The sequence below is a fragment of the Pseudomonas putida genome (assembly GCF_028682395.1).
Classification (GTDB): domain Bacteria; phylum Pseudomonadota; class Gammaproteobacteria; order Pseudomonadales; family Pseudomonadaceae; genus Aquipseudomonas; species Aquipseudomonas putida_AB.
The window spans coordinates 194138-217622 of record NZ_JANHLC010000006.1 but is presented as its reverse complement, the minus strand read 5'-3'; the positions used below and the strand labels follow the sequence as shown (position 1 = coordinate 217622).

The following is a 23485-nucleotide window of genomic DNA, read 5'->3' as shown; positions in this document are numbered from 1 at the left end:
CTGAAAGAAATAGCCGTCGAGCGCAATGCTCTGGTTGCTTGCTGCTTGAAGCTCGCCGCTACCGTCTATTTCGTTTCGTTGAACAGCTCACGCCCGATCAGCATCCGGCGGATTTCGCTGGTACCTGCGCCGATTTCATACAGCTTGGCGTCGCGCAGCAGGCGGCCGGCTGGAAATTCGTTGATGTAGCCATTGCCCCCGAGGATCTGGATGGCATCGAGGGCCATCTGTGTGGCGCGTTCGGCGCTGTAGAGGATGACGCCGGCGGCGTCCTTGCGGGTGGTCTCGCCGCGCTCGCAGGCCTGGGCCACGGCGTACAGGTAGGCGCGGCTGGCATTGAGCTGGGTGTACATGTCGGCCACCTTGCCCTGGATCAGTTGGAACTCGCCGATACTCTGGCCGAACTGTTTACGGTCGTGGATGTAGGGGACGACCAGGTCCATGCAGGCCTGCATGATGCCGGTCGGTCCGCCGGAGAGCACCACGCGCTCGTAGTCCAGGCCGCTCATCAGCACTTTTACCCCGCCGTTGAGGCTGCCCAGCAGGTTTTCCTCGGGGACCTGGACATCATCGAAAAACAGCTCGCAGGTGTTGGAGCCGCGCATGCCGAGCTTGTCGAACTTGTTGCTGCGCGAGAAGCCTTTCCAGTCGCGTTCGACGATAAAGGCGCTGATGCCATGGGCGCCCTTTTCCAGGTCGGTCTTGGCATAGATCACGTAGGTGTTGGCATCCGGACCGTTGGTGATCCAGGTCTTGCTGCCGTTGAGGACAAAGTGGTCGCCGCGCTTGTCGGCCCGCAACTTCATCGACACGACGTCGGAGCCAGCATTGGGCTCGCTCATGGCCAGGGCGCCGACATGTTCGCCGCTGATCAGTTTGGGCAGGTACTGGCTTTTCTGGGCGTGGCTGCCGTTGCGATTGATCTGATTGACGCACAGGTTGGAGTGCGCGCCGTAGGACAGGGCTACGGACGCCGATCCGCGGCTGATTTCTTCCATCGCCACCACATGGGCCAGGTAGCCTAGGCCGGCGCCGCCGTATTCTTCCGGCACGGTAATGCCGAGCAGGCCCATATCACCGAACTTGCGCCACATATCGGCGGGGAACAGGTTGTCGACATCGATCTGCGCGGCTCTGGGGGCCAGTTCCTTGGCGACGAACGCCTGGACCTGGTCGCGCAGCATGTCGATGGTCTCGCCGAGGGCGAAGTTCAGGGTGGGATAGCTCATGGGGATACCTTTGCCATTTATTGTTGTGAAGGTGGCGAGCGGGGCCGGCTCGTTGCTTGACGTTAACGTAAAGGCTGGTCGCGGTGGTTGTCAATGACCTTTACGTTAACGTAAGGGTGGCGTTCGACGGCAAGCTGCGAGGCAACTATAGATCCCGTTGCGTTCAGGTGTGGGGGGGGGCGTCTCTGCCAGGGAGGTGGGGGAGCAAGAGGGGGAGCGAGGAAACACAAAGGGGAGCCGAAGCTCCCCTTTAATTGTGTTGTTGCCTGCTCTTTTTATTATGAAGGGGGCGGTCTATTGTTGTTTTTGGCAACCGTGATCCCTTTACTGCGTATCGTGCGACCCCCATCCGGGGTCAAGAGCAAACGTATTTTTTTGAGCGCTGATCTGCTTATCCGCAAGTGATCCAACCAGTTCGGGAGCTACCTGAAGGTAGTTTTATTGTTCTCTGCCCGGTCGCGGGTGACTCCGAAGAGTTCCCTGTAAGCACACCTTCTCCAAAAAAATCTGTTAGCTGCGTCTCTGCCGTGTTGTTTTTGTTATGTCAGAGTCGTTTCGTCTTATTTTTATTGGTTTGCCGCTTTTTATTATTGTTGTGCGATAGAGATAGCAGAAGCCGTGCCAACTTTTAAAATACCTTGTAAATCAATGAGTTATAAATTGTGCGTGTTTTCGGGGCGGGCACAATGCTGGAAAACTGTTTCCGTGTTACTCGTCTGAGGGTGGACAAAACGTGCGCGGTAACACCACGACACATTTTCTCTCCCTCACTGTGCGCTGCGTGCCCTGGCGACCCGTGACCCGCTTGGACGTCCCAGCACGTTGCAGATCTGCTGCCCGGCCAGGATCAGGCGCGACATATCGATGCCGGTGCTGATACCGAGTCCTTCAAGCAGGTAGAGCACGTCCTCGGTGGCCACATTGCCGCTGGCGCCCTTGGCGTACGGGCAGCCGCCCAGCCCGGCGATTGAGCTGTCGAAGACCTGGATGCCTTCCAGCAGGCTGGCGTAGATATTGGCCATGGCCTGGCCATAGGTATCGTGGAAATGCCCGGCCAGCTTGTCCCGTGGCACGTGGGCCGAGACCGCTTCGAACAGGCGGCGGGTGGCGCCCGGGGTGCCAGTGCCAATGGTGTCGCCCAGGGACACTTCGTAGCAGCCCATGGCGTAGAGTTCCCGGGCGACCTGAGCCACCTGCTCGGGCGCAACCTCGCCCTCGTAGGGACAGCCCAGTACACAGGACACGTAACCGCGCACGCTGATGCCCTGTGCGCGGGCGGCCTCCATGATGGGCGCGAAACGCGCCAGGCTTTCACTGATCGAGCAATTGATATTGCGCTGGGAGAAGGCTTCGGAGGCGGCGGCAAACACCGCGACCTCCTTGACCCCGGCCGCCACGGCATCCTCGAAACCGCGCAGATTGGGGGCGAGTGCAGCGTAGGTGACCCCCGGCTTGCGCTGGATCTGCGCGAAGACGTCGGCCGACCCGGCCATTTGCGGCACCCACTTGGGCGACACGAAACTGCCCACTTCAATGTAGCCCAGGCCGGCGTCGGTCAGGGCGTCGACCAGGCGGACCTTGTCGGCCACGCTGATCGGTTGGGCTTCGTTCTGCAGGCCGTCGCGGGGGCCGACTTCGATCAGGCGAACATGGGTAGGCAGTGACATGGTTGTTACCTTTGTTGGGCGGCTCGCTTGCGGCGACCGATGGGGCAGGGCTCAGGACGCGGTCTGATTGCGGATAGTCTGTTCGAGCGCCTGGGTGCAGCGCTCTTCGGCGGTGTCGAGTTCGAGTTTCATCTGCTCGATATCGAGCATCTGCTGTTCGAGTTGGGCACGGCGTTCGGCGATTTTGGCCAGCATGCTGTTGAGCTGTTTCTGGTTGCCGCTGGTGGGGTCGTAGAGTTCGATCAGCTCGCGGCATTCGGCCAGGGAAAAACCGATGCGCTTGCCGCGCAGGATCAGTTTCAGGCTGACCTTGTCCCGTGCCGAATAGATCCGTTCCAGGCCACGGCGCTCGGGCGCGAGCAGGCCTTGTTCTTCATAGAAGCGGATGGCACGGGTGGTGATGTCGAGCTCGCGGGCGAGGTCGGAAATGCTGTAGGTCTGGCTGCTCATATGCACGCTCGGATTCGTCGTGGCGCTACGCTAATGTCTGCTTGACGTATACGTCAAGCAGATTGCCGCGCTTTCCATGCATGCGTCGAGGGACCGATGTCGGGATCAGGCGCTCTTGTCGAGCTTCTTTTCCTGGGCCGCGACCTGCTGGCACAACTCGATGATCTGCTCGCGCATCCAGCGGTTGGCCGGGTCCTGGTCGGTACTTTCATGCCAGTACAGATGGGTTTCCACGGCGGGCACATCATTGACCGGCAGGGAGAAGTACTGCAGTTCGTGGCGACGGGCAAAGCGCTCCGGCACGGTCATGACCATATCGGTCTGTTGCAGGACCTGGGAGGCCATCAGGTAGTGTTGGGAGCGCAGGGCGATCTTGCGCTGGATGCCCATCTTGCCCAGCGCCAGGTCGACATGGCCCAGGCCGTTGCGGCGGCTGGAGATATGGATATGGGTCAGGCCCAGGTAATCGTCCAGGCTGAACTTGTCCTTGCCCGCCAGCGGGTGGCCTTTGCGCATGGCGCACACATAACGATCTTCCATCAGCTTGACGTGGCGTACCTGCGGGTCGGTATTGAGCGGTGCGTCGACGGCAAAATCGATACGCCCGGCCGCCAGTTCCTTGGTGGTCTCGCGGCGCTTGGTCAGGAAGCTTTCTATCACCACGGCTGGCGCCAGGCGGCGCAAGCGCTGGAACAGCGGTGGCAGGATCACGGCTTCAGTCAGGTCGGTCATGCTGATGCGGTAGGTCTTGTTCGCCTGCAACGGGTTGAAGATGCGGCTTTCCTGCACCGAGACCCGCAGCAACGAGAGGGCATTGCGCACCGGGCCGATAATGTTCTGCGCCATGGGCGTGGGCACCATGCCCTGGGCGGTACGCACGAACAACGGGTCGTTGAAGGTCTCGCGCAAGCGGGCCAAGGCGTTGGAAACCGCCGGCTGGGTGATGCCCACAATTTGCCCGGCGCGGGTCAGGTTGGCTTCGGTATAGATGGCGTCGAAGACGATGAAGAGATTGAGGTCAACCTTGCTCAGATTCATTGCGCGGCGCTCTTATTATGGGTGGCTCTATGGGCCGATCATATATCGGTGATGAATGTTAATACACGCCGAGAATAGGTTAGGTAAATTTTCGTAGCTGCTCTAGCATCGACTTCATGACCTAAACAACCTCTCTCCAGAAGGTATCTGCCCATGGATTTCGCTTACTCGCCGAAGGTTCAGGAACTGCGTGAGCGCGTCACCGCGTTTATGGACGCCTATGTCTATCCGGCTGAACCGGTGTTCGAACGTCAGGTCGGCGAAGGCGATCGCTGGCAGCCCACGGCAATCATGGAAGAGCTCAAGGCCAAGGCCAAAGCCGAAGGCCTGTGGAACCTGTTTCTGCCCGAGTCCGAGCTGGGTGCCGGCCTGACCAATCTGGAATACGCGCCCCTGGCGGAAATCATGGGCCGCTCGCTGCTCGGCCCGGAGCCGTTCAACTGTTCGGCGCCGGACACCGGCAATATGGAAGTGCTGGTGCGCTACGCCAACGAAGCGCAGAAGCGCCAATGGCTGGAGCCCTTGCTGCGCGGCGAGATCCGTTCGGCGTTTGCCATGACCGAGCCGGATGTGGCCTCATCCGACGCCACCAATATGGCGGCGCGTGCGGTGCGTGACGGCGATGAGTGGGTGATCAACGGCAAGAAATGGTGGACCTCCGGCGCCTGTGACCCGCGTTGCAAGATCCTGATCTTCATGGGCCTGAGCAACCCCGATGCGCCGCGCCACCAGCAGCATTCGATGATCCTGGTGCCGGTGGATGCCCCAGGGGTGAAGATTGTCCGGCCGCTGCCGGTCTTCGGTTATGACGATGCCCCCCATGGCCACGCCGAAGTGCTCTTCGATAATGTGCGTGTGCCCTACGAAAACGTCCTGCTGGGCGAAGGGCGCGGCTTCGAGATTGCCCAGGGGCGCCTTGGTCCTGGCCGTATCCACCACTGCATGCGCTCGATCGGCATGGCCGAGCGCGCGCTGGAGTTGATGTGCAAGCGCGCCGTTGAGCGCACCGCCTTTGGCAAGCCGCTGGCGCGCCTGGGCGGCAATATCGACAAGATCGCCGACTCACGGATGGAGATCGACATGGCCCGCCTGCTGACCCTGAAGGCGGCGTACATGATGGACACCGTGGGCAATAAGGTGGCCAAGAGCGAAATCGCCCAGATCAAGGTGGTCGCGCCGAACGTCGCCCTCAAGGTGATCGACCGCGCCATCCAGATCCACGGGGGGGCCGGCGTCTCCAACGATTTCCCGCTGGCCTATATGTATGCCATGCAACGGACCCTGCGCCTGGCCGATGGCCCGGACGAGGTGCACCGTGCGGCCATCGGCAAGTTCGAGATCGGCAAGCACGTGCCTCGCGAGCTGTTGCGCGGCGGGCATTGATTCGCCGCTGGCCGTGACCAACGCCCGATGGCGATCAGGATTGATCGCCATCGGGCGTTGATGTTTCTAGTACACCCAAACCTCGACCCGGCGATTTCTGAAGCGGCCTTCATCCAGGTTGTTTGCGGCCACCGGCATCTGCGCCCCGACGGCCTGGATATCGCGCAGCACCACGCCGCCCTTGATCAATTCCCGGCGCAACGCCATGGCCCGTAGCTTGGACAGCAAAGCTGCTCGCTGTGGATCGCTCTTGGCATCGCCAAACCCCACCAGCGTGACCCGCCGGTCCAGCTTGTTGTGCTGGCGCAGATAGTCGACCACTCGGCGCAGGTCCTCGCGGGCCTTGTTGTCCAGGCTGGCGCTGCCTTCCTCGAAGCGAAAATTCACGGTCAGCCGTTGTGCCTGGCGAGCCAGGCTACGGTAGGCCTCGGGCATCTGCGGGTTGGCGGGGACGCTGATGGCGTGGACGGTCTGGGCGATAAAACCGCTGCGCGCAACGATGGCCTGGCCTTCGGGGCTCTGGGTGAATTGCACCAGTTGTTCGGCCCAGGGGTTGCGCCGGGTTTCGGGCAGGTAGAAGTACAGCCGGCGCGAGAGCGGGTAGTCCTCGGTGGCGATCAGGCTATTGACCGGCAGCATCGGCGCGGAAGCGCCATCGACAATGGCCATGGCCTTGCCCCGGCGCACAGAGGGGAGGCCGATAAAGCCAATGCCCTGTGGGTCGGCGCTGACTGCATCGGACAGCCGTTCGCTGGACTCGAAGCGCCTGGCCTGGCTGGCCAGGGCTTTGCCGCGCCCGGCCAGGACCAGCTCCCTGAAGGTGTCATAGGTGCCCGACTGATCGTCACGGGCATACAGGTGGATCGGCCCGCCCAGCCCGCCGAGTTCTTCCCAGGTCTTGATCTCGCCGGCGAACACCCGGGCCAGTTGTTCGGTGTTCAGCCGCTCCAGCGGGTTGTCTGGATGCACAATGATCGCCAGGCCATCGATGGCGATAATCTGCTCGGCGCCGGGGTGTTTCAGGTCGCCCAGGCTTTGCAGTTCGGCTCGCTCGCTGTCCTTGATCGGCCGCGAGGCGGCAGCAAGGTCGGCCTGCCCGGCCATGAGTGCGGTAAAACCGGTCCCCGAGCCATGGGCGGCGACTTCCATCACCACGCGGCGTCCGTCGGCAGTTGTGCCGACGATGCGCTGTTCATTGTCGCGGCCGGTGTTTTCGTTGTGAATATCGTGCAAGCCACGGGCGTGAAGCAGGCCCTTGACCAGGGCCGGGCCGAGTTCGGCGCCAATGGTGTTGGAGCCCTGGATGCGCAGGGCCGGGCCGTGCTCTGGCGGTTCGGCCAGCGCCGCGAAGGCAGGGGGCGCCAGGGGGCAGAGGAGCAGCAGGAAGACAGCGCGCAGCATCGGGCCGGCACCTTCAATAAGGGAAAGTGCGGCAAGAATGAGTCGAAATGATGACAGGCAGATGACGGGCGCCCCTGGGTAGGGGCGCTGGTGGTGTCAGCTCAGTTCGAGCCAGATCGGAGCGTGGTCGGAGGGTTTTTCCATGGCGCGTAGTTCGTAGTCAACGCCGGCGTCCTTGATCCGCGGCACCAGGCCGTTGGACGTCATGATCAGGTCGATCCGCAGGCCGCGCTTGGGCTCGTCCTCGAAGCCACGGCTGCGGTAGTCGAACCAGCTGAAGCGATCATCGACCTCGGGGTTCAGGTGCCGGAAGCTGTCGACCAGCCCCCAGTTCTTGAGGCGCTCCATCCATTCACGCTCTTCAGGCAGGAAGCTGCACTTGCCGCTCTTGAGCCAGCGCTTGGCATTGTCCGGGCCGATGCCGATGTCCTTGTCCTGAGGCGAAATATTCACATCGCCCATGACGATCAGGGGCTGGTCGTTGCTGAACCGGCTTTCGAGCAGGGTCTGCAGGTCGTTGTAGAAACGCTGCTTGGCCGGGAATTTGGTGGGGTGGTCGCGGCTTTCGCCCTGGGGGAAGTAGCCGTTCATGATGGTGATCGGGTTGCCATGGCTGTCGGCATAAGTGCCCCAGATAAAGCGGCGCTGTGCGTCTTCCTCGTCGCTGGCGAAGCTTTTGTGCAGGGCCAGGGGCGCCTGGCGAGACAGCAGAGCAACACCGTAATGACCTTTCTGCCCGTGAAAATGCACGTGATAGCCCAGGGCTTCGATCTCGGCGTGGGGGAACTGTTCGTCGCTGACCTTGGTTTCCTGCAGGCCGATCACGTCCGGCTGGTGTTTCTCGATCAGCGCCGCCAGTTGATGGGGGCGGGCGCGCAGCCCGTTGATATTGAACGAAACGATCTTCATGGGCGCCAGTCCTGATAAAACCAGCGATGCTAGCCGACAAGCCCGGACACGGCCAGCATGGCGGCAGAGCAAATGCGCTGCTAACGTCCTAGAGAGTCATCCGGTCGCCACACGGTTGGCGACGAGAACGAGAAACACCGCCCGTGCAGCGGTGTCCAGGGGGAGAACCAGCCTGATGCCAGATACTTCGACCGCCCTCGCAGAAGTCCGCCTGCTCGACAGCGGCTACTCGCGTGAAGCCCGCTCCATGCTGTACCACGCCTATCGGCACGAGCCGACCTTTGCCTACCTGTTCGAGTCCGAGCGCCCTGGTTACGACCAGCGCGTGCGCGCCACGGTACGGGAACTGGTCAAGCAGCACTTCTTGCAGGACCTGCCTGCCATTGGCCTGTTTATCGATGATCGGCTGGTTGGTATCGCCCTGATCGCGCCGCCGCAGCGGCGCCTGGGGATCACCGAGAGCTGGGCCTGGCGCCTGCGGATGCTGCTCAGTACGGGCCTGCGGTGTACCCGGCGATATCTGGAATACCACCAGGCGGTGCTGGCCTGCCTGCCTACGGACGCGGTGCATGTCTTGCCATTGCTGGGCATTCACCCGCAATTCCAGGGTCGGCACCTGGGTGAGCAGTTGTTGCAGGCGGTACATAACTGGTGCGCCGAGGACCCGCACTCCGAGGGCGTGGTCCTGGATACCGGCAACCCGCGTTACCTGGAGTTCTACACGCGTCAGGGCTATCAGGATATCGGCGAGGTGGCGGTGGGGCCGATCCGCGAGCACGTGTTTTTCCATCCCAACCCGCAGGTCGTGGATAAAGCCGGTAATCACTAGCGAACTTTTTGCGCCGTGGTGCGCTCTATGACGGTCCCTCGCTCGTGGTAGCATCCGCGCCTATGACGTTTCCAGGAAAATTAGCCAGCGCATTGCTGGTGCTGCTCTGCAGCTGCGCCGCGCTTGCCGAGAGCGAGTTGCAGGTCAAGATCAAGCCGGCCAATGCCGAGCTCAAGGCCAATATCGAGGGCTATATCGGCAGCCTTGGTGATCGTGACGAAGAGGCTCTGCTGCGTTTCAGTCGCGGCGCCGAGGAGCAGGCGCGCAAGGCCGCCCAGGCCTTGGGCTACTACCAGGCGCGAGTGACGAGCGAGGTCAAGACCGTCAAGGTGCCGCGCCTGGTCCTGACGGTCGACCCGGGTGAGCCGGTGCATTTGCGCAATGTCACCGTGCGGATCGAAGGCCCGGCGGCTGAACTCAAGTCTTTTCGCGTGCCCCGTAGCGATGCGTTGCAGCCCGGCGCGGTGCTCAATCACGGCCACTATGAAGATGCCAAGCGACTGATCCAGAACCAGGCGTCGCGCTACGGTTTTTTCAGCGGGCACTTTACCCAGCAGACCTTGAAGGTCGACCCCCTGGCCGGTGTGGCCGATATCGATCTGGTCTATGAAAGCGGCCCGCGTTACCGCCTGGGCCAGGTGCACTTTGCTGGCGATACGCCCTTTGATGAAGAGTTGCTGCAGCGCATGGTGCCGTTCAAGGCCGACACCCCCTACGACTCCGAATTGATCGCCGAATTGAACCAGGCACTGCAAGGCAGTGGCTATTTCGAGGGGGTGCGTGTCGACACTACGCCAGCCAATGCGGTGGCCCAGGTGATTCCGGTCGATGTCCAGCTGCAGACCCGCAAGCCCCGGACCATGGGCCTGGGCCTGGGCTTCTCGACCGACGTCGGGCCGCGCGGCAAGGCCAACTGGACCCGGCACTGGGCCAACCCGCAGGGGCATAGCTACGGTTTCGAGTCGGAACTGTCGGCACCGCGGCAGAACATCGGCCTCTGGTATGACGTGCCACTTGATCCGCCGCTGACCGACAAGCTGCGCTTTGCCGGCGGTTATCAGTATGAAGAGCTGTCCAATACCGACACCCTGAGCAAGCTGCTCACCGTCGGCCCCGAATGGCACAGCAAGTTGGCCAGTGGCTGGCAGCGGGTGATTTCGCTGAAATGGCAGCACGAAGAGTACCGGCTTGGCGACGACTCGGGGCTCAGCACCTTGTTGATGCCCGGGGTTAGCTATTCCTACCTGCGTAGCGACAACCGTATTGACCCGCACAATGGCTACCGGCTGCAGTTCGATGCCCAGGTGGCCAAGGAAGGCCTGCTCGCCGATACCAACCTGCTGCATGGCACGGTGCTACTCAAGGGCTTGACGACCCTGTGGGATCGTCATCGTTTTCTCGGGCGGGTGCAGTTGGGGGGCAGCGCGACCAACGGCTACAAATCGGTGCCACCGTCCCTGCGCTTCTTTGCCGGTGGCGATCAGAGCGTGCGCGGTTACGATTATCAAAGCCTGTCTCCGGAAAACGCCGACGGCGACCGGGTCGGTGGGCGCTACATGGTGGCGGCGAGTGCCGAGTACCAGTATTCGGTGGCCGAGAAATGGCGGGTGGCGACCTTTGTCGACCAGGGTAACTCGTTCAACTCCCTCGAACTGCCGAGCCTCAAGACCGGGGTCGGGATCGGCGTGCGCTGGGTCTCGCCGGTCGGTCCGCTGCGGCTGGACCTGGCGCGGGCGCTGAATGATGACGGCGGTATTCGTTTGCACTTTTCCATGGGGCCGGAGCTGTGACGCGTGGTGTGAAGATTCTGGTGGCCGTGTTGGCGCCGCTGCTCCTGCTGGTCGTGGCGATTGGATTGCTGCTGGGTACCCAAGCCGGCGGCCGCTGGCTGCTGGGCCAGGTCCCGGGTTTACAGGTCGAGGCTTATCAGGGCCGCTTGGCCGGGCAATGGCAGGCCGACCGGGTGCTCTGGGAGCAGGGTGGCGACCGGGTCGAGCTGGATCAGGTGCGGTTCGACTGGTCACCGCTGTGTCTGGCGCGCCTGACGCTGTGCATTGACCGGCTGGTGGTGGAGCAGATCGACCTGCAACTGGCGCCTGCCCAGGATACGTCCAGCAGTGGCCCCATGACCTTGCCGGACCTGCACCTGCCATTGACGATCCGCCTGGGCGACGTGCGCCTCGGCAGTCTGCGGCTCGATGGCGGTGAACAGCTCAAGGACCTGCAGTTGGCCGCAGCCTGGACGGATGAAGGGCTGCGTATCGAGGCCCTGCAACTGCAGCGCGAGGGGCTTGCCCTGGACCTGAGCGGCTTGCTCCAGCCCGCGGGGGACTGGCCGTTGAGCGCCAGCGGCAGCCTGAAGCTGCCGGCCCCGGATGGGCAACCCTGGGATCTGGCGCTGACGATCCAGGGTAACCTGCTCAAGACCCTCAACCTCAAGGCCGACAGCCGGGGTTACCTGGCCGGGCAACTGAATGCGCAGTTGCAGCCGCTGGCCGAGAACCTGCCGGCCCAGATACGGATCAGCGCCGATGGCTTCAGGGCCAGTGCCGACTTGCCCGATACCCTATTGCTCAATCAACTTGAGCTGAGCGGTGCCGGCGATCTGCAACATGGCTATGCCCTGCAGGGCCAGGCCAGCCTGCCCGCCGAACAGGGGCCGGTGGCGTTGCGCCTGCAGGGGCGGGTCGATGCCAAGGGCGCGCAGCTCGCCGGCCTGGACCTGACGGCCGGTACGCAGCAGCACCTCAAGCTCAGTGGCCAGGTGGATTGGCAACAAGGTCTCACGGCCGAGGCCAAGGTCGCCTGGCGTGACTTCCCCTGGCATCGGCTGTACGCCGAAATCGATGAGCCGGCGGTCACGCTCAAGACCTTTACCGCCGAGGTGCAGTACCGCGACGGCAACTACCTGGGCAACTTCCAGGCGGCCCTCGATGGACCGGCAGGCGCCTTTAGCCTGGGCAGCCCCTTCAGCGGTGATATGCAGCAGATCTTCTTGCCCCAGCTGCAACTGGTGGCGGGGCAGGGCAAGGCTGACGGTCATCTGAAGCTGCGCTTTGCCGATGGCATTGCCTGGGACACCGCGCTGCAGTTCAGCGCGCTGAATCCGGCCTACTGGGTGGCGGAACTGCCGGGCACGCTCGCCGGGCCGTTGCGTAGCCAGGGCGAAATCAAGGATCAGCGCCTGAGCCTCAATGCCGACCTGGACCTCAAGGGCCGGCTGCGCGGCCAGCCGGCGGTTTTCCAGGCCAAGGCCCAAGGTGCGGGGGAGCAATGGAGCCTTTCGACCCTGCACATCCAGTTGGGCGACAACCGTATCACCGGCAGCGCGAGCCTGCAGCAGCGCCTGGCTGGGCAGGTTGATCTCAATTTGCCGCGCCTGGGCCAGCTCTGGCCCGAGTTGCGTGGACAACTGAACGGGCGACTGGCCCTGGCCGGTACACCCAAGGCGCCCCAGGGCTCACTTACCCTGCAAGGCCAGCAACTGGCGTTTGCCGACAATCGCCTGCAAAGCCTCGCCCTGGATGCCAGCCTCGACAATGGGCAACGGGGCCGACTGACGTTCAAGGGCAGCGGCATTCAGGCCGGCGAAACAGCACTGGGGACGCTGACCGCCAGCGGCCAGGGCGATATCAAGCGCCAGCAGTTGCAAGTGGCTTTGCAGGGGCCGCAGTTGAAACTGGATCTGGGCCTGGATGGCGCGTTGGATCGCGGCAACTGGCGCGGTCGCCTGGCCAGTGGCGAAATCCAGGCCGGTGGCCAGGACTGGTTGTTGCAAGGCCCGGCCAAGCTCGAGCGCCTCGCCGATGGCCGGCTGAACTTTGGGGCGCATTGCTGGCGTTCCGGCGATGCCAGCCTGTGCGGCGAAGACCAGCGGCTGATGCCGGACCCGCGCCTGCGTTTTCACCTCAAACAGTTCCCCATCGAAAGCCTCGCGCAATGGTTGCCCAAGGACTTCGGCTGGCAGGGCCGACTGAGCGCCGACCTGCAACTCGACTTGCCGGCCAGCGGTCCGAAAGGCCGGATCATGGTCGATGCCAGCGGCGGTACGCTGCGGGTGCGGGAGAAGAATCAGTGGTTGGACTTCCCTTACGACACCTTGCGTTTTGACAGCCTCCTCAATCCGCGTCGCATCGATAGCGAGCTGACCTTTCGGGGTGGGCAACTGGGTGAGTTGAGCGTCAAGACCCAGCTTAACCCCGTGGCACGCAATAAGCCTCTGAGTGGCGAGTTTCGCCTCAGCGGCCTCGACCTGGCCGTGGCGCGACCCTTTGTGCCCATGGTGGAAAAACTCAATGGCCGGCTCAACGGAAGCGGGCGTATCTCTGGTGGATTGCTGATGCCCCAGGTCAACGGCAGCCTGGTGTTGAGCGGCGGCGAGATTGCCGGTGCCGAGCTGCCGACCCATCTACGTGATCTCCAGGTACAGGCGCTGATTGCCGGGGAAAACCTGCAGATCACTGGCAGTTGGAACAGTGGCGAAGCGGGCCAGGGGCATTTGAGCGGGCAGGTCGCCTGGGCCAAAGGGCTGGCAGTGGACCTGAGCCTGCGCGGTACGCGCCTGCCGATCAGTGTCGAACCCTATGCCCAGTTGGAAGTGGCGCCGGATTTGAAGTTGAGCCTGCATGATGAGCACCTGGCGATTTCCGGCAAGGTGCTGGTGCCCAAGGGCGCGATTGTTGTGCGCGAGCTGCCGCCCTCGACCGTCAAAGTGTCGGATGACACCATCATCGTCGGCCAGCAGACCACGCAGGCCAATGCACCGCTGGCGATGGCCATGGATATTGATGTCGAGGTCGGCCAGGAAAAACTCAGTTTCACTGGCTTCGGCCTCACGGCCACCTTGCAGGGGCAGGTGCATATTGGCGACAACCTGGATACCCGCGGCGAGCTGCGCCTCAATGACGGACGCTATCGGGCCTACGGCCAGCGCCTGACCATTCGCCGTGCGCGGTTGCTGTTTGCCGGGCCGATTGACCAGCCTTACCTGGATATCGAAGCGATTCGCCAGACCGGCGATGTGATTGCCGGGATTCGCCTGAGCGGCAACGCCGAACAGCCGACCACCCAGGTGTTTTCCGAGCCGGCCATGAGCCAGGAGCAGGCGCTTTCCTATCTGGTCCTGGGACGTCCGCTGAGTACCACGGGCGAAGACAACAATATGCTGGCCCAGGCGGCATTGGGGCTGGGTTTGATGGGGAGTTCGTCGATTACCGGCGATTTGGCGAAAAACCTCGGCATCCAGGATTTCGAACTGGATACCGAAGGCAGTGGCAACAACACGGCGGTGGTCGCCAGCGGCAAGATTACCGAGCGGCTGAGCCTGCGTTATGGGGTCGGGGTTTTCGAACCGGCGAACACCATTGCCTTGCGTTATATGTTGAGCAAAAAGGTGTATCTGGAGGCGGCGAGTGGTATCGCCAGTTCGCTGGATATCTTCTACAAGCGTGATTTTTGATACCGGCAGCCTTGTCGCGGTTGTTGCGCCCAGCGCCGTAACGCGTTTATCCAGGCCGATTGAGCGGCCTGGATGGCGAACGCAGCCTGGCGGCTATCGATTCAACTGGCCCATCACGGCCTCGGGATAACGCAGGCCTGCAGCGGCATTCTCGCTAAAGATCGCCTCCAGTGCCTGCAACTCCGCAGGCAGCAGGCGGATCTCCAGCGCCGCGACATTCTCTTCCAGGTATTTGCGCTGTTTGGTCCCGGGAATCGGGATCAGATAGTCGCCTTGGGCCAGTACCCAGGCCAGGGCCAACTGGCCGGCGCTCACGCCTTTGTCCGCCGCCAGCTGCTGGACCTGCGTCACCAGGCGCAGGTTGCGTTTGAAATTCTCGCCCTGGAACCGCGGGCTGAAGCGGCGATAGTCATCGGCGGCAAAGTCATCCGGGCTTTGCAGGGCACCGGTCAGAAACCCCCGTCCCAGTGGGCTATAAGGCACAAAGGCGACGCCCAGGTGCTGGCAGGCGGCCAGGCAGCCGTTCTCTTGCGGGTCGCGACTCCACAGCGAGTATTCACTTTGCAGGGCGCTGATGGGGTGGATCCGGTGGGCCCGCTCCAGGGTCGCCGCCGATGCCTCGCTGAGCCCCAAGTAGCGCACCTTGCCGGCCTTGACCAGGTCGGCCATGGCGCCGACGGTCTCTTCGATGGCCACATCCGGGTCGACGCGATGCTGGTAATAAAGGTCCAGCGTCTCGATCCCCAGGCGTTGCAGCGTGCCTTCGAGGGCCGCCTGGACATACTCGGGGCGGCCGTTGACCCCACGCCGTTCGGGGTGCGCCGGGTCGCGCAGGATGCCGAACTTGCTGGCCAGAAAGACCTGCTCGCGCTTGCCGCGCAAGGCCTGGCCCAACAGGGCTTCGTTGGTGTGGGGACCATAGATGTCGGCCGTATCGAAGAAGTTGATCCCCAGTTCGAGGGCGCGATGCAGGGTCGCAGTGGCTTCGCGGGTATCGCTGCCGGTGGTGTAGAAGTCAGTCATGCCCATGCAGCCAAGGCCGATGGCCGAGACCTGCGGCCCCTGTGTTCCCAGTTGACGTGTGTACATTGTGGGCAGCTCCTGAGTGAGAGAGCCTATTGTTGTCCTCGACAAACCCTGGATAAACCGGCTAGAACCGCTAACACTGTTTGTAAATTCTAAATAATGGGGCTGCCAATGGACCGATTCCACGCCATGCGCGTTTTTACCCGCATCGTCGAGCTCGGCGGTTTCGCCAAGGCAGCCGACAGCCTGCAATTGCCGCGGGCATCAGTGACCATCGTGATCAAACAGCTGGAGGCGCACCTGGGCGTGCAGCTGTTGCAGCGGACCACCCGGCAAGTCTCGCCGACCCTCGATGGCGCGGCTTACTACCAGCGCTGTGTGGGTCTGCTGGCGGATCTGGAGGAGGTTGAGACGCAGTTTTCCAGTACGCGGCAGAATCCGCGCGGCACCCTGCGGGTCGATATGCCATCAGGCATCGGCCAGCTCATCGTGATCCCGGCCCTGGCGCAGTTTACCGAGCGTTACCCGCATATCGAGCTGGAGATCGGTTTGAACGATCGGCCGGTCGATCTGATCCGCGAGGGCGTCGATTGTGTGCTGCGTGCCGGCCTGCCGCTGGATGACTCGCTGGTAGCCCGGCCCCTGGCCCTGATGGACCAACTGACGTGTGCCAGCCCCGGGTATCTGCAGGCGCACGGTACCCCTCTGACCATCGAGGCGCTGGAAGGGCATCGCATGGTCGAGTACTTCTCCACCACCAGCGGTAAACGCTACGGCCTGGAGTTTGAACGGGGTGACAGGATTTGGCCGGTGGACCTGCCTCGACGGATTTCGGTCAACAGCGCGGCGGGGTACCTGGCCGCGTGTACGGCAGGGTACGGCCTGGTGCAGGTGCCGTACTACCATGCGCGGGCTCATTTGTGCGAAGGGCACTTATGTGAAGTGTTGCGCGATTGCCCGCCGCCCGGGCTGCCATTGACGGCGCTGTATCCGCCCCATCGGCAGTTGTCGCAGCGCGTGCGGGTGTTTGTCGATTGGTTGGTGACGTTGTGCGCGCGGCCGGACAGCGGTTTGCAGCGTCCGGCCTGAGAGGTGGGGGAGTGGGCGGATCAGCGATGGTAGTAGCCCGGGCCAGGACCCGCGTTGTAGTAACGCGGGCCGTGATCATGCCAGCCACCGCCGCGCGGGAAGACGATGCAACCGCTTAGGGCCAGGACCAACAACAGGGGAATCAGCCGGGTGATTCGACGTAACATGGATCAATCCTCATGGTTAACGCCTGGCAGCGAAAACGCTGATCGGGCTGTAATATGAGACTGTGCATGTGTCGTCTTATTCGTCCGGCTTTGTAGGTTGTTGGCATGTATCTCGATACAAAGCCGATACACTGCGCCATCCTTTTCTACTTCTATTCCAAGAGCCCGCAATGACTCAATCCCAACGCTTGAAATACTCGCTCCTGATTGCCCTGGCGGTACTGGGCATCATGCTTGGTTTGTCCTACCTGCAGAATGCCGGGACGATCAGCGAGAAAACCTTCCAGTACATCGCCATTGGCGTTGCGGTGCTGGTGGTGGTGATCAACGGCGTTATGCGGCGCAAGGTGAAGCCCTAGGCTTCACCTCCAAGCCCCCACTCTGTTCTTGCCGCTTAGAGCTGCTTCAGAACAGCGGTGGCCTGCTGATTCAGCCCATAGCTTTTATCGGCATTGAGGGTGATGACGCCTTCGCTGCTGAGCCGCTTGAGCACTTCGCGCACGCTGAGAAAGGACAAGGGAATGTCCAGCTCGACCAGGTGGCTGTGTACGCCGCGCACGCCGAGCTTGCGATTGTCGGCGGCGGCGGTCAGTAGCGCATCGATCACTTTCAGCCGGATCAGGCTGGTGCGCAGGCCGAAGTGCTTGAGCAGGCAACGGATGCGCTCGTTGCTCCTGCGTTCGCTGTGTTTATCGAGAAACGGCTCGCCTGCGCTGAATGACGTCTCGCGGGAGAGGTTGCGGCCTTCCATTGGCGCTTGCTGGTCGTACATGCAAAAACTCCTTTTCAGAGCGTGAAACAGGAAGTCAATGATTGCTCTCATTAGATAAGACGAACGAGAGCGCAAAATCATGAAGCCGTCGGTGTGTAAATTTTGTCAGTAGCGGGTTTGAGAGCGATTTTGCTGGGCCTGAGGCTTAAATTTTTTGTCGGGGCTTCGTCTTAACGGGGGTAGCCAACTTCCGGCTGTGCGTTTTTGCTCAGGAGCCCGCGTGACTTATTCCAGGTTGTTACCCCGTATTGGCCTCGCCGGGCTGTTCTTCGGACTGATCCTGGCCGCCCAGGCCCGCGTATCGCCCACCGATACCGAAGCCGAAATCCGGCGCACCACCTTCGGTGTTCCCCATATCAGCGCACAGAACGAGCGAGGTCTTGGCTACGGGATCGGGTACGCCTATGCCCAGGACAATCTCTGCCTGCTGGCCAATGAAATCGTTACGGTCAATGGCGAGCGAGCGAAATATTTCGGCGCCGAGCAGCGAACACTGGAGCAGCGCCCGAACCTGGCCAGCGATGTGTTCTTTCAGTGGCTCAACGGCTCGAAAGCCGTTGCGGCGTTCTGGCGCGCGCAGCCGGACGAGGTTCGCCAACTGATGGATGGCTATGTGGCCGGCTACAACCGTCAGTTGGCCGAGCGCGGCAGCGCCGGCTTGCCGGTTGAGTGCCAGGCGGCGTGGGTGCGGCCGATCACCACTGACGATCTGGTCAAGCTCACCCGCCGGTTGCTGGCGGAAGGCGGCGCGGGGCAGTTTGTCGAAGCCCTGGCGGGTGCGACGCCACCCCAGGCGACGGCGCAGCGTGTGTCGGCGCCGGCGGATTTCCAACTGGCCGCCGAGCGCCAGCAGCGGTTTGCCCTGGATCGTGGCAGCAATGCCGTGGCGGTCGGCGGCGAGCGTTCATTCAATGGGCGTGGCCTGCTCCTGGCCAATCCGCATTTCCCTTGGGACGGTGGCCTGCGTTTCTATCAGATGCACCTGAGCATTCCCGGCAAGCTCGATGTCATGGGCGCCTCGTTGCCCGGCCTGCCGCTGATCAATATCGGTTTCAGCCAGCACCTGGCCTGGACCCATACGGTCGACAGCTCCAAGCACTTCACCCTGTACCGGCTGACACTCGATCCGAAGGATCCGACCCGTTATCTGCTCGATGGCCGCTCCCGCCCGCTGACCCGCCAGACCGTGGTGGTCGAGAGCCTGCAGCCTGATGGCTCCCTGGCCCGGGTCGAGCGCGTGGTCTATAGCTCGCCGTTTGGCCCCGTGGTGCAATGGCCCGGCCGGCTCGATTGGAGCCCACAGTTTGCCTACAGTCTGCGCGACGCCAACCTGGACAATGATCGGGTTCTGCAGCAGTGGTATGCGATGAACCAGGCCGCCAGCCTGGAAGAATTGCAGGCGTCGGTGCATCGCCTGCAGGGGATTCCCTGGGTCAACACGCTGGCGGTGGATGATCGTGGCCAGGCGCTGTACATGAACCAGTCGGTGGTGCCCCATGTTGACGCGGCCCAGATGGCGCAGTGCAGCGATCCTCGGGCCGGCTTGCAACTGATCGTGCTGGACGGTTCGCGAAGCGCCTGTGCCTGGGGCAGCGATCCAAAGGCAGCGCAGAAAGGTATTTTCGCCGCCGAGCGGCTGCCTCAGTTGCAACGTGGCGACTTTGTCCAGCACTCCAATGACTCGGCCTGGCTGGCGAATCCGGCAGCCCCGCTGACGGGCTTCTCGCCGCTGATCAGCCAGGACGGCCAGCCGCTGGGGCTGCGCGCGCGGTTTGCCCTCGACCGCCTGGGCCGGCTGGATCGCCCGGGAGCGGTGGGGGTCAGTGACTTGCAGCAGATGGTCATGGACGACCAGGTGTACCTGGCCGACCTGTTGCTGGCGGATGTCCTGCAGTTCTGCGCGGCACAGCAAGGCAGCGCCGCTACCGCCGTGGAGCCGGCCTGCAGCCAGCTGAAGCGCTGGGACCGTGGCGCCAATCTGCACAGCGGGTTGGGCTTTGTGTACTTCCAGAAGCTGGTCGAAGCCCTCCAGCCGCTCGATGGTCACTGGCGTGTGGCGTTCGATCCTCGTGCCCCTCGGCATACGCCAAATGGCCTGGCTATCGAGCGTCCACCCGTGGCTGAAGCATTGCGTGGGGCACTGGTCACGGTCACCCAGGCACTGGCCGAGAGCGGCCTGCCGGCCGATACCCGCTGGGGTGATTTGCAGCAGGTCAGCGCGGGCGGCCAGGCTGTGCCGATTCATGGCGGGCCGCAGGCGCTGGGCGTGTACAACGCCATGCAGAGCGTGGCGGGCACCGGCGGCAAGCGGGAAGTGGTGAGCGGCACCAGCTACCTGCAGGTGGTCAGTTTCGAAGAGTCGGGGCCGAAGGCCCTGGGGGTATTGGCGTTTTCGCTGTCCAGCGATCCGTCGTCCCCGCATTTCCGCGACCAGACACAAGCGTTCTCGGATAAACAGTGGCATACCATGCCCTTCACCCGCGCGCAGATCGAGGCCGATCCGGCCTACCGCCTGCAACGGATCGCCGAGCGCGACGGGCAGCACGCGAGCACGGCTTCACATTAAAGGGGTTTTGTCAGGTATGCAGAAAGGCCGTGTGCGACCGGGAGGCGTACGCGGCCTTTCAGCTTTCGGGCGGAACGCGAGGGATCGAGTTGAGCACCGGGTTGCCGTCCCGGTTGCGGGTCAGGTAGACCGGCAGCACCTTGGGCAGGGAGCCGATCAGCCCGGCGACTTCCTGGGTGTTGTAGATGCCGCCGATACGGATGCGGCCGGTCGTATGGTCGGCGAGCATGACTGGGTTCTTCAGGTAGCGGTTGATCAAGGGCAGGGCGTCGGTCAGGGCCAGGTTGTCCAGGATCAACTTGCCATTGCGCCAGGCCAGGTTCGGGTCGTTGGCCGCGCTCTGGCTCAGCCGTGGCTCGAAGTCGCCAGAGTGGTAGCTGGCCTGCATGCCGGGCTCCAGGCGAAAGCCGTCGGTTTGCAGATTGCGGTTACTGCTGACCAGCACCGAACCTTCGAGCAGGGTCACGCGGACCTGGTCTTCGTACATCCACACATTGAAGCGCGTGCCGGTCACCCGGATTCGCCCCTCGCCGGCGCGGACCACGAATGGGTGCTCGGCATCGTGACTGACGTCGAAAAACGCTTCGCCCTTGCTTAACGTGACCCGGCGCTGATCCTTGTAGTTGCTGTAGGTCAGTTGGCTGCCCAGGTTCAGTTCGACGGTGCTGCCGTCGGCAAGGGTGACGTGGCGCACGCTTGCCCCGGATTCGAAGGTTTCGTAGGTGTTGGGCAACAAGCCCAGGTTCCAGCCGCTATAGGCCACGAGCGGCAATGCCAACAGGCTGATAGCCGCGGCCAGCCCATAAGTGCGGCGGCGCGAACGGCGTGGACGTGCTGGCAGGACGGGCGCCGCAGCGGGCGTGATGTGCTCGGTGTGCGGGCGAGGCAGGTGGTCGGCGATATCCCAGACTTCCTGGATGGCCTCGTACTCGAAGGCGTGCATCGGATGCGCGGCCAGCCAGCGGGCAAATGCCTCGCGTTCCGCCGGGGTGCAATCCGCCGCGTGCAGGCGCATGCACCAATGCGCAGCGGCATCGGTGATGGCGTCGTGTTCGGCTTCGCTGAGGATCGGCTCGGTCATAGACTCATCCAGGTTTCGCGCATTCTACTCTGGCAGGGAGGTGAGGCGAACAACCACATGGCAAATGCACATCAATGTGCGGTTCTTTTTTTGTAAATGGGACCTGGAATCATACAGACCTCGGCATTTTTCGAAGAAATGCAGCGAAACCCTGTCCGCAATGCTGTGGTCGGTGCGCGGGTGATTGGTGCAGTGATTCTGGCCCTGGGTGCATTAACGGCGGATGAAGGACGGTGTGCTGCCCTCGGTTTGTCTGGCGCGCCACTCTTCACGGGTGATTTCCCAGGTTTCACAGGGTAAGCGTCCGCTGACGAAGTCCTGCTCCTGACAGTGAATCAGACGCATGCCGCTGCGTTCACTGAGCCGGCGCGAGGCCTGGTTCGGCGCGGCCTTGGGCACGCGCAGGCAGTCGCGATCCAGCACCTCGAACCAGTAGGCGGTCACCGCTGCGCTCGCCTCGCTGGCCAGGCCGCGGCCTTGCCAGGGCGGTGCGAGCCAGAAGCCACGGTTGTTGTCCGTTTCATTCATCAAGCTGACGCTGCCGATCACTTGTTCCGGCGCGGTCTGCAGGCGCAGGGTCCAGTGCCATTCCTGGCCGCGATCCATAGCCGGCAAGGCGAGGTCGCGCACGTAGGTCAGCGCACCGTCGTCAGGGTAGGGCCAGGGTACGGCGGCATTCAGGTAGCGCACCACGGCCCATTGCGGGAACAGGCGCTGGATCGCGTCGGCATCGGCCAGCACCAGTGGTTGCAGGATCAGGCGTTCGGTCAGCAGTCGCGGTGTGTGGGGCATGGATGATGTGCCTTGGGGTGGGTTGCCGGGTCGATCATAACCTGCGGGTCGGGTCGGGCAAGCCCTTTGGCCCGGCCCCGCGCGCGGTCGCGCCGAGCGCTGCTAGACTGCGCGCTTTTGCTCAGGATCTCGCTTGGATGTTGCCTCCCGCCGATTGGTCTGCCCAGGCCCCGCTCGAACGCTTGCAGTTGGACTGGCTGCAACGTGCCGGCGTCGAAGTGGCGGTGCTGCGCCTGGATTGCATCGACCCGCTGATCAGCGGCAATAAATGGTTCAAGCTCAGCGAGCACCTGGCCGAGGCTCGGCGGGTCGGTGCCCGGGGGCTGATCAGCCTCGGGGGGGCGCACTCCAATCACCTGCATGCCCTGGCGGCGGCGGGGCAGCGCTTTGGCTTTGCCACTGTCGGCCTGTTACGAGGCCAGCCGCTGGACACGCCCACCGTCGCCGACCTGCTGGCCTGGGGCATGACCTTGCATTGGCTCGGCTATGCCGGCTACCGCGAGCGCCACGCAGCCGGTTTCTGGACGCCCTGGCAAGCGCGCTATCCCACGCTGCTGGGCGTGCCCGAGGGCGGTGGTGGCCTGCCGGGTGCCCGCGGGTGTGCGGTGCTTCTGGAGCAAGTGCGCGGGCAATTGGCGGCCCTGGGCTGGGGCGATCACGATGGCTGGTGGCTGGCCTGCGGGACTGGCACCACACTGGCGGGATTGGTCCTGGCCGAAGGCGGGAGGCACCGGGTTTACGGAGCGCTGGCGGTGCCATCGGATCATGGTGTGGCACCGCAGGTGGCGGCGATACTGGCCGAAGCCGGTTTTGCCGGGGCGAACTACGAGCTGATCGAGGCCTGCCGTGGCGGATTCGCCAGGGTCGATGACGCGTTGCGAGCGTTTATGGCCGAGACGGAACGGGCCTGCGCCCTGCCCCTGGAACCGCTGTACACCGCCAAGGCGCTGCTGGCCTTGCGTCAGGCGGTAGAGGGTGGGCGCTTTGGCGCGGGGACGCGCCTGGTGTTTGTGCACACCGGCGGCCTGCAGGGCCGCCGGGCATTGCTGGCGCGCTAGCCGCGCTTGGGCAGCATGCGCAGCAGGGTGTTATCGCGCTGCACGTAGTGGTGATAGATCGCGGCCAGGGCATGCAGGCCGATCAGCCAGTAGCCGAGGGTGCCGCCCAGCACGTGCCAGTCTTCGATCTGCTTGGCCAGTTCCTTGTTCTCGCCGATCAGCGGCGGCAGTTCGATGCCGTAGAACAGCACGGAATGGCCTTCGGCGCTGACGATCAGCCAGCCGAAAATCGGCATGCCGATCATAAACAGGTACAAGGCCCAGTGCGTCAGCCTGGACAGCAGGATCTGCCAGTTGGGCAGGGCTGGCACAATCTTTGGCGCCACCCCCAGGGAGCGTGCGAACAGGCGCAGCCAGACCAGCACGAACACGGTCAGGCCGAGCATGAAGTGGGCTTCCTTGATCAAGGTGCGCCCGCCGCTGCCTTTGGGGAAGATGCCGCGAAACTCGATGGTCGCGTAGACCAGTATCAGCAGCACCACCATCAACCAGTGCAGGGCAATGGAAACCGTACTGTAGCGTGACTCGGTGTTTTTCCAGGGCATTTCGATTCCTCGGTTAATCAGGTCT

Annotated in this window: 20 protein-coding genes; 8 read left to right on the top strand and 12 right to left on the bottom strand. The window is 63.1% G+C overall.

Annotated features, from left to right (window positions below; genetic code table 11):
- Positions 1-65 precede the first annotated feature (65 nt).
- The 4 genes from NPS46_RS16320 to NPS46_RS16305 form a co-directional block, all read right to left on the bottom strand.
- On the bottom strand, positions 66-1229 hold the full coding sequence (locus tag NPS46_RS16320; protein WP_274108862.1) for an isovaleryl-CoA dehydrogenase: 1164 nt from the start codon (positions 1227-1229) through the stop codon (positions 66-68).
- A 767-nt stretch (positions 1230-1996) separates the two neighbouring features.
- Entirely contained in the window at positions 1997-2896 is a 900-nt protein-coding gene (locus NPS46_RS16315) for a hydroxymethylglutaryl-CoA lyase (RefSeq protein WP_274108860.1), read from the bottom strand.
- A gap of 51 nt (positions 2897-2947) precedes the next feature.
- Positions 2948-3346, bottom strand: coding sequence for a MerR family transcriptional regulator (locus NPS46_RS16310; RefSeq protein WP_274108858.1), 399 nt, complete (start codon positions 3344-3346; stop codon positions 2948-2950).
- A gap of 105 nt (positions 3347-3451) precedes the next feature.
- Positions 3452-4384: a LysR family transcriptional regulator gene (locus NPS46_RS16305; RefSeq protein WP_274108856.1), complete on the bottom strand. Its 933-nt coding sequence runs from the start codon at positions 4382-4384 to the stop codon at positions 3452-3454.
- A gap of 153 nt (positions 4385-4537) precedes the next feature.
- On the opposite strand from NPS46_RS16305, the gene NPS46_RS16300 reads away from it, so the two are divergent.
- The gene (locus NPS46_RS16300) at positions 4538-5767 is read left to right on the top strand and encodes an acyl-CoA dehydrogenase (RefSeq protein ID WP_274108854.1); all 1230 of its coding nucleotides are present in this window, start codon (positions 4538-4540) and stop codon (positions 5765-5767) included.
- Positions 5768-5833: 66 nt separating this feature from the next.
- On the opposite strand, the gene NPS46_RS16295 is transcribed toward NPS46_RS16300, so the two are convergent.
- Both NPS46_RS16295 and xthA read right to left on the bottom strand, forming a co-directional pair.
- Positions 5834-7168 carry a phosphate ABC transporter substrate-binding/OmpA family protein gene (locus tag NPS46_RS16295; protein ID WP_274108852.1) on the bottom strand — a complete coding sequence of 445 codons (1335 nt, stop codon included), beginning with the start codon at positions 7166-7168 and terminating at the stop codon, positions 5834-5836.
- Positions 7169-7264: 96 nt separating this feature from the next.
- The gene (xthA, locus tag NPS46_RS16290; protein WP_274108850.1) at positions 7265-8077 is read right to left on the bottom strand and encodes an exodeoxyribonuclease III; all 813 of its coding nucleotides are present in this window, start codon (positions 8075-8077) and stop codon (positions 7265-7267) included.
- 175 nt (positions 8078-8252) lie between these two features.
- Between xthA and NPS46_RS16285 the strand changes: the two genes are divergently transcribed.
- From NPS46_RS16285 to NPS46_RS16275, 3 genes are all read left to right on the top strand, one after another.
- Entirely contained in the window at positions 8253-8906 is a 654-nt protein-coding gene (locus tag NPS46_RS16285; RefSeq protein WP_274108848.1) for a GNAT family N-acetyltransferase, read from the top strand.
- Positions 8907-8968: 62 nt separating this feature from the next.
- Positions 8969-10696, top strand: coding sequence for an autotransporter assembly complex protein TamA (locus NPS46_RS16280; protein ID WP_274108846.1), 1728 nt, complete (start codon positions 8969-8971; stop codon positions 10694-10696).
- Entirely contained in the window at positions 10693-14364 is a 3672-nt protein-coding gene (locus NPS46_RS16275; protein ID WP_274108844.1) for a translocation/assembly module TamB domain-containing protein, read from the top strand. Before NPS46_RS16280 ends, NPS46_RS16275 begins: the two co-directional genes overlap by 4 nt.
- A gap of 93 nt (positions 14365-14457) precedes the next feature.
- Here the strand turns inward: NPS46_RS16275 and NPS46_RS16270 are convergent, their stop codons facing one another.
- Complete coding sequence (locus tag NPS46_RS16270; RefSeq protein ID WP_274108842.1) at positions 14458-15453, bottom strand: aldo/keto reductase; 996 nt, start codon at positions 15451-15453, stop codon at positions 14458-14460.
- A 108-nt stretch (positions 15454-15561) separates the two neighbouring features.
- On the opposite strand from NPS46_RS16270, the gene NPS46_RS16265 reads away from it, so the two are divergent.
- Positions 15562-16479 carry a LysR family transcriptional regulator gene (locus tag NPS46_RS16265; RefSeq protein ID WP_274108840.1) on the top strand — a complete coding sequence of 306 codons (918 nt, stop codon included), beginning with the start codon at positions 15562-15564 and terminating at the stop codon, positions 16477-16479.
- Between the two features lie 20 nt (positions 16480-16499).
- Here NPS46_RS16265 and NPS46_RS16260 read toward each other — a convergent pair whose 3' ends face one another.
- Positions 16500-16646 (bottom strand): hypothetical protein, encoded by a 147-nt coding sequence (locus NPS46_RS16260; RefSeq protein ID WP_274108838.1) that lies wholly within the window; start codon positions 16644-16646, stop codon positions 16500-16502.
- A 170-nt stretch (positions 16647-16816) separates the two neighbouring features.
- Here NPS46_RS16260 and NPS46_RS16255 point away from each other — a divergent pair, with 170 nt between their 5' ends.
- Positions 16817-17005: a hypothetical protein gene (locus tag NPS46_RS16255; protein WP_274108836.1), complete on the top strand. Its 189-nt coding sequence runs from the start codon at positions 16817-16819 to the stop codon at positions 17003-17005.
- A 35-nt stretch (positions 17006-17040) separates the two neighbouring features.
- On the opposite strand, the gene NPS46_RS16250 is transcribed toward NPS46_RS16255, so the two are convergent.
- Positions 17041-17418, bottom strand: coding sequence for a fe2+ zn2+ uptake regulation protein (locus NPS46_RS16250; RefSeq protein ID WP_274108833.1), 378 nt, complete (start codon positions 17416-17418; stop codon positions 17041-17043).
- A gap of 220 nt (positions 17419-17638) precedes the next feature.
- On the opposite strand from NPS46_RS16250, the gene NPS46_RS16245 reads away from it, so the two are divergent.
- On the top strand, positions 17639-19984 hold the full coding sequence (locus NPS46_RS16245) for an acylase (RefSeq protein WP_274108831.1): 2346 nt from the start codon (positions 17639-17641) through the stop codon (positions 19982-19984).
- A gap of 58 nt (positions 19985-20042) precedes the next feature.
- Here NPS46_RS16245 and NPS46_RS16240 read toward each other — a convergent pair whose 3' ends face one another.
- Together NPS46_RS16240 and NPS46_RS16235 are read right to left on the bottom strand one after the other, a co-directional pair.
- The gene (locus NPS46_RS16240) at positions 20043-21065 is read right to left on the bottom strand and encodes a FecR family protein (RefSeq protein WP_274108828.1); all 1023 of its coding nucleotides are present in this window, start codon (positions 21063-21065) and stop codon (positions 20043-20045) included.
- A gap of 213 nt (positions 21066-21278) precedes the next feature.
- A complete protein-coding gene (locus tag NPS46_RS16235) occupies positions 21279-21857 on the bottom strand; it encodes a GNAT family N-acetyltransferase (protein WP_274108826.1) in 579 nt (192 codons plus the stop codon).
- A 137-nt stretch (positions 21858-21994) separates the two neighbouring features.
- Here NPS46_RS16235 and NPS46_RS16230 point away from each other — a divergent pair, with 137 nt between their 5' ends.
- Positions 21995-22915 (top strand): 1-aminocyclopropane-1-carboxylate deaminase/D-cysteine desulfhydrase, encoded by a 921-nt coding sequence (locus NPS46_RS16230; protein WP_274108824.1) that lies wholly within the window; start codon positions 21995-21997, stop codon positions 22913-22915.
- Here the strand turns inward: NPS46_RS16230 and NPS46_RS16225 are convergent.
- Positions 22912-23460: a cytochrome b gene (locus NPS46_RS16225; RefSeq protein ID WP_274108822.1), complete on the bottom strand. Its 549-nt coding sequence runs from the start codon at positions 23458-23460 to the stop codon at positions 22912-22914. The two genes, NPS46_RS16230 and NPS46_RS16225, sit on opposite strands and share 4 nt — an antisense overlap.
- Positions 23461-23485 lie beyond the last annotated feature (25 nt).

Bases quoted from the DNA above. Each gene is read 5' to 3' on its own strand.
- xthA (WP_274108850.1), bottom strand. From the start codon at position 8,077: ATGAAGATCGTTTCGTTCAATATCAACGGGCTGCGCGCCCGCCCCCAT.
- NPS46_RS16320 (WP_274108862.1), bottom strand. From the start codon at position 1,229: ATGAGCTATCCCACCCTGAACTTCGCCCTCGGCGAGACCATCGACATG.
- NPS46_RS16300 (WP_274108854.1), top strand. From the start codon at position 4,538: ATGGATTTCGCTTACTCGCCGAAGGTTCAGGAACTGCGTGAGCGCGTC.
- NPS46_RS16225 (WP_274108822.1), bottom strand. From the start codon at position 23,460: ATGCCCTGGAAAAACACCGAGTCACGCTACAGTACGGTTTCCATTGCC.
- NPS46_RS16235 (WP_274108826.1), bottom strand. From the start codon at position 21,857: ATGCCCCACACACCGCGACTGCTGACCGAACGCCTGATCCTGCAACCA.
- NPS46_RS16265 (WP_274108840.1), top strand. From the start codon at position 15,562: ATGGACCGATTCCACGCCATGCGCGTTTTTACCCGCATCGTCGAGCTC.
- NPS46_RS16260 (WP_274108838.1), bottom strand. From the start codon at position 16,646: ATGTTACGTCGAATCACCCGGCTGATTCCCCTGTTGTTGGTCCTGGCC.
- NPS46_RS16250 (WP_274108833.1), bottom strand. From the start codon at position 17,418: ATGTACGACCAGCAAGCGCCAATGGAAGGCCGCAACCTCTCCCGCGAG.
- NPS46_RS16270 (WP_274108842.1), bottom strand. From the start codon at position 15,453: ATGTACACACGTCAACTGGGAACACAGGGGCCGCAGGTCTCGGCCATC.
- NPS46_RS16315 (WP_274108860.1), bottom strand. From the start codon at position 2,896: ATGTCACTGCCTACCCATGTTCGCCTGATCGAAGTCGGCCCCCGCGAC.
- NPS46_RS16280 (WP_274108846.1), top strand. From the start codon at position 8,969: ATGACGTTTCCAGGAAAATTAGCCAGCGCATTGCTGGTGCTGCTCTGC.
- NPS46_RS16305 (WP_274108856.1), bottom strand. From the start codon at position 4,384: ATGAATCTGAGCAAGGTTGACCTCAATCTCTTCATCGTCTTCGACGCC.
- NPS46_RS16240 (WP_274108828.1), bottom strand. From the start codon at position 21,065: ATGACCGAGCCGATCCTCAGCGAAGCCGAACACGACGCCATCACCGAT.
- NPS46_RS16295 (WP_274108852.1), bottom strand. From the start codon at position 7,168: ATGCTGCGCGCTGTCTTCCTGCTGCTCCTCTGCCCCCTGGCGCCCCCT.
- NPS46_RS16230 (WP_274108824.1), top strand. From the start codon at position 21,995: ATGTTGCCTCCCGCCGATTGGTCTGCCCAGGCCCCGCTCGAACGCTTG.
- NPS46_RS16285 (WP_274108848.1), top strand. From the start codon at position 8,253: ATGCCAGATACTTCGACCGCCCTCGCAGAAGTCCGCCTGCTCGACAGC.
- NPS46_RS16255 (WP_274108836.1), top strand. From the start codon at position 16,817: ATGACTCAATCCCAACGCTTGAAATACTCGCTCCTGATTGCCCTGGCG.
- NPS46_RS16310 (WP_274108858.1), bottom strand. From the start codon at position 3,346: ATGAGCAGCCAGACCTACAGCATTTCCGACCTCGCCCGCGAGCTCGAC.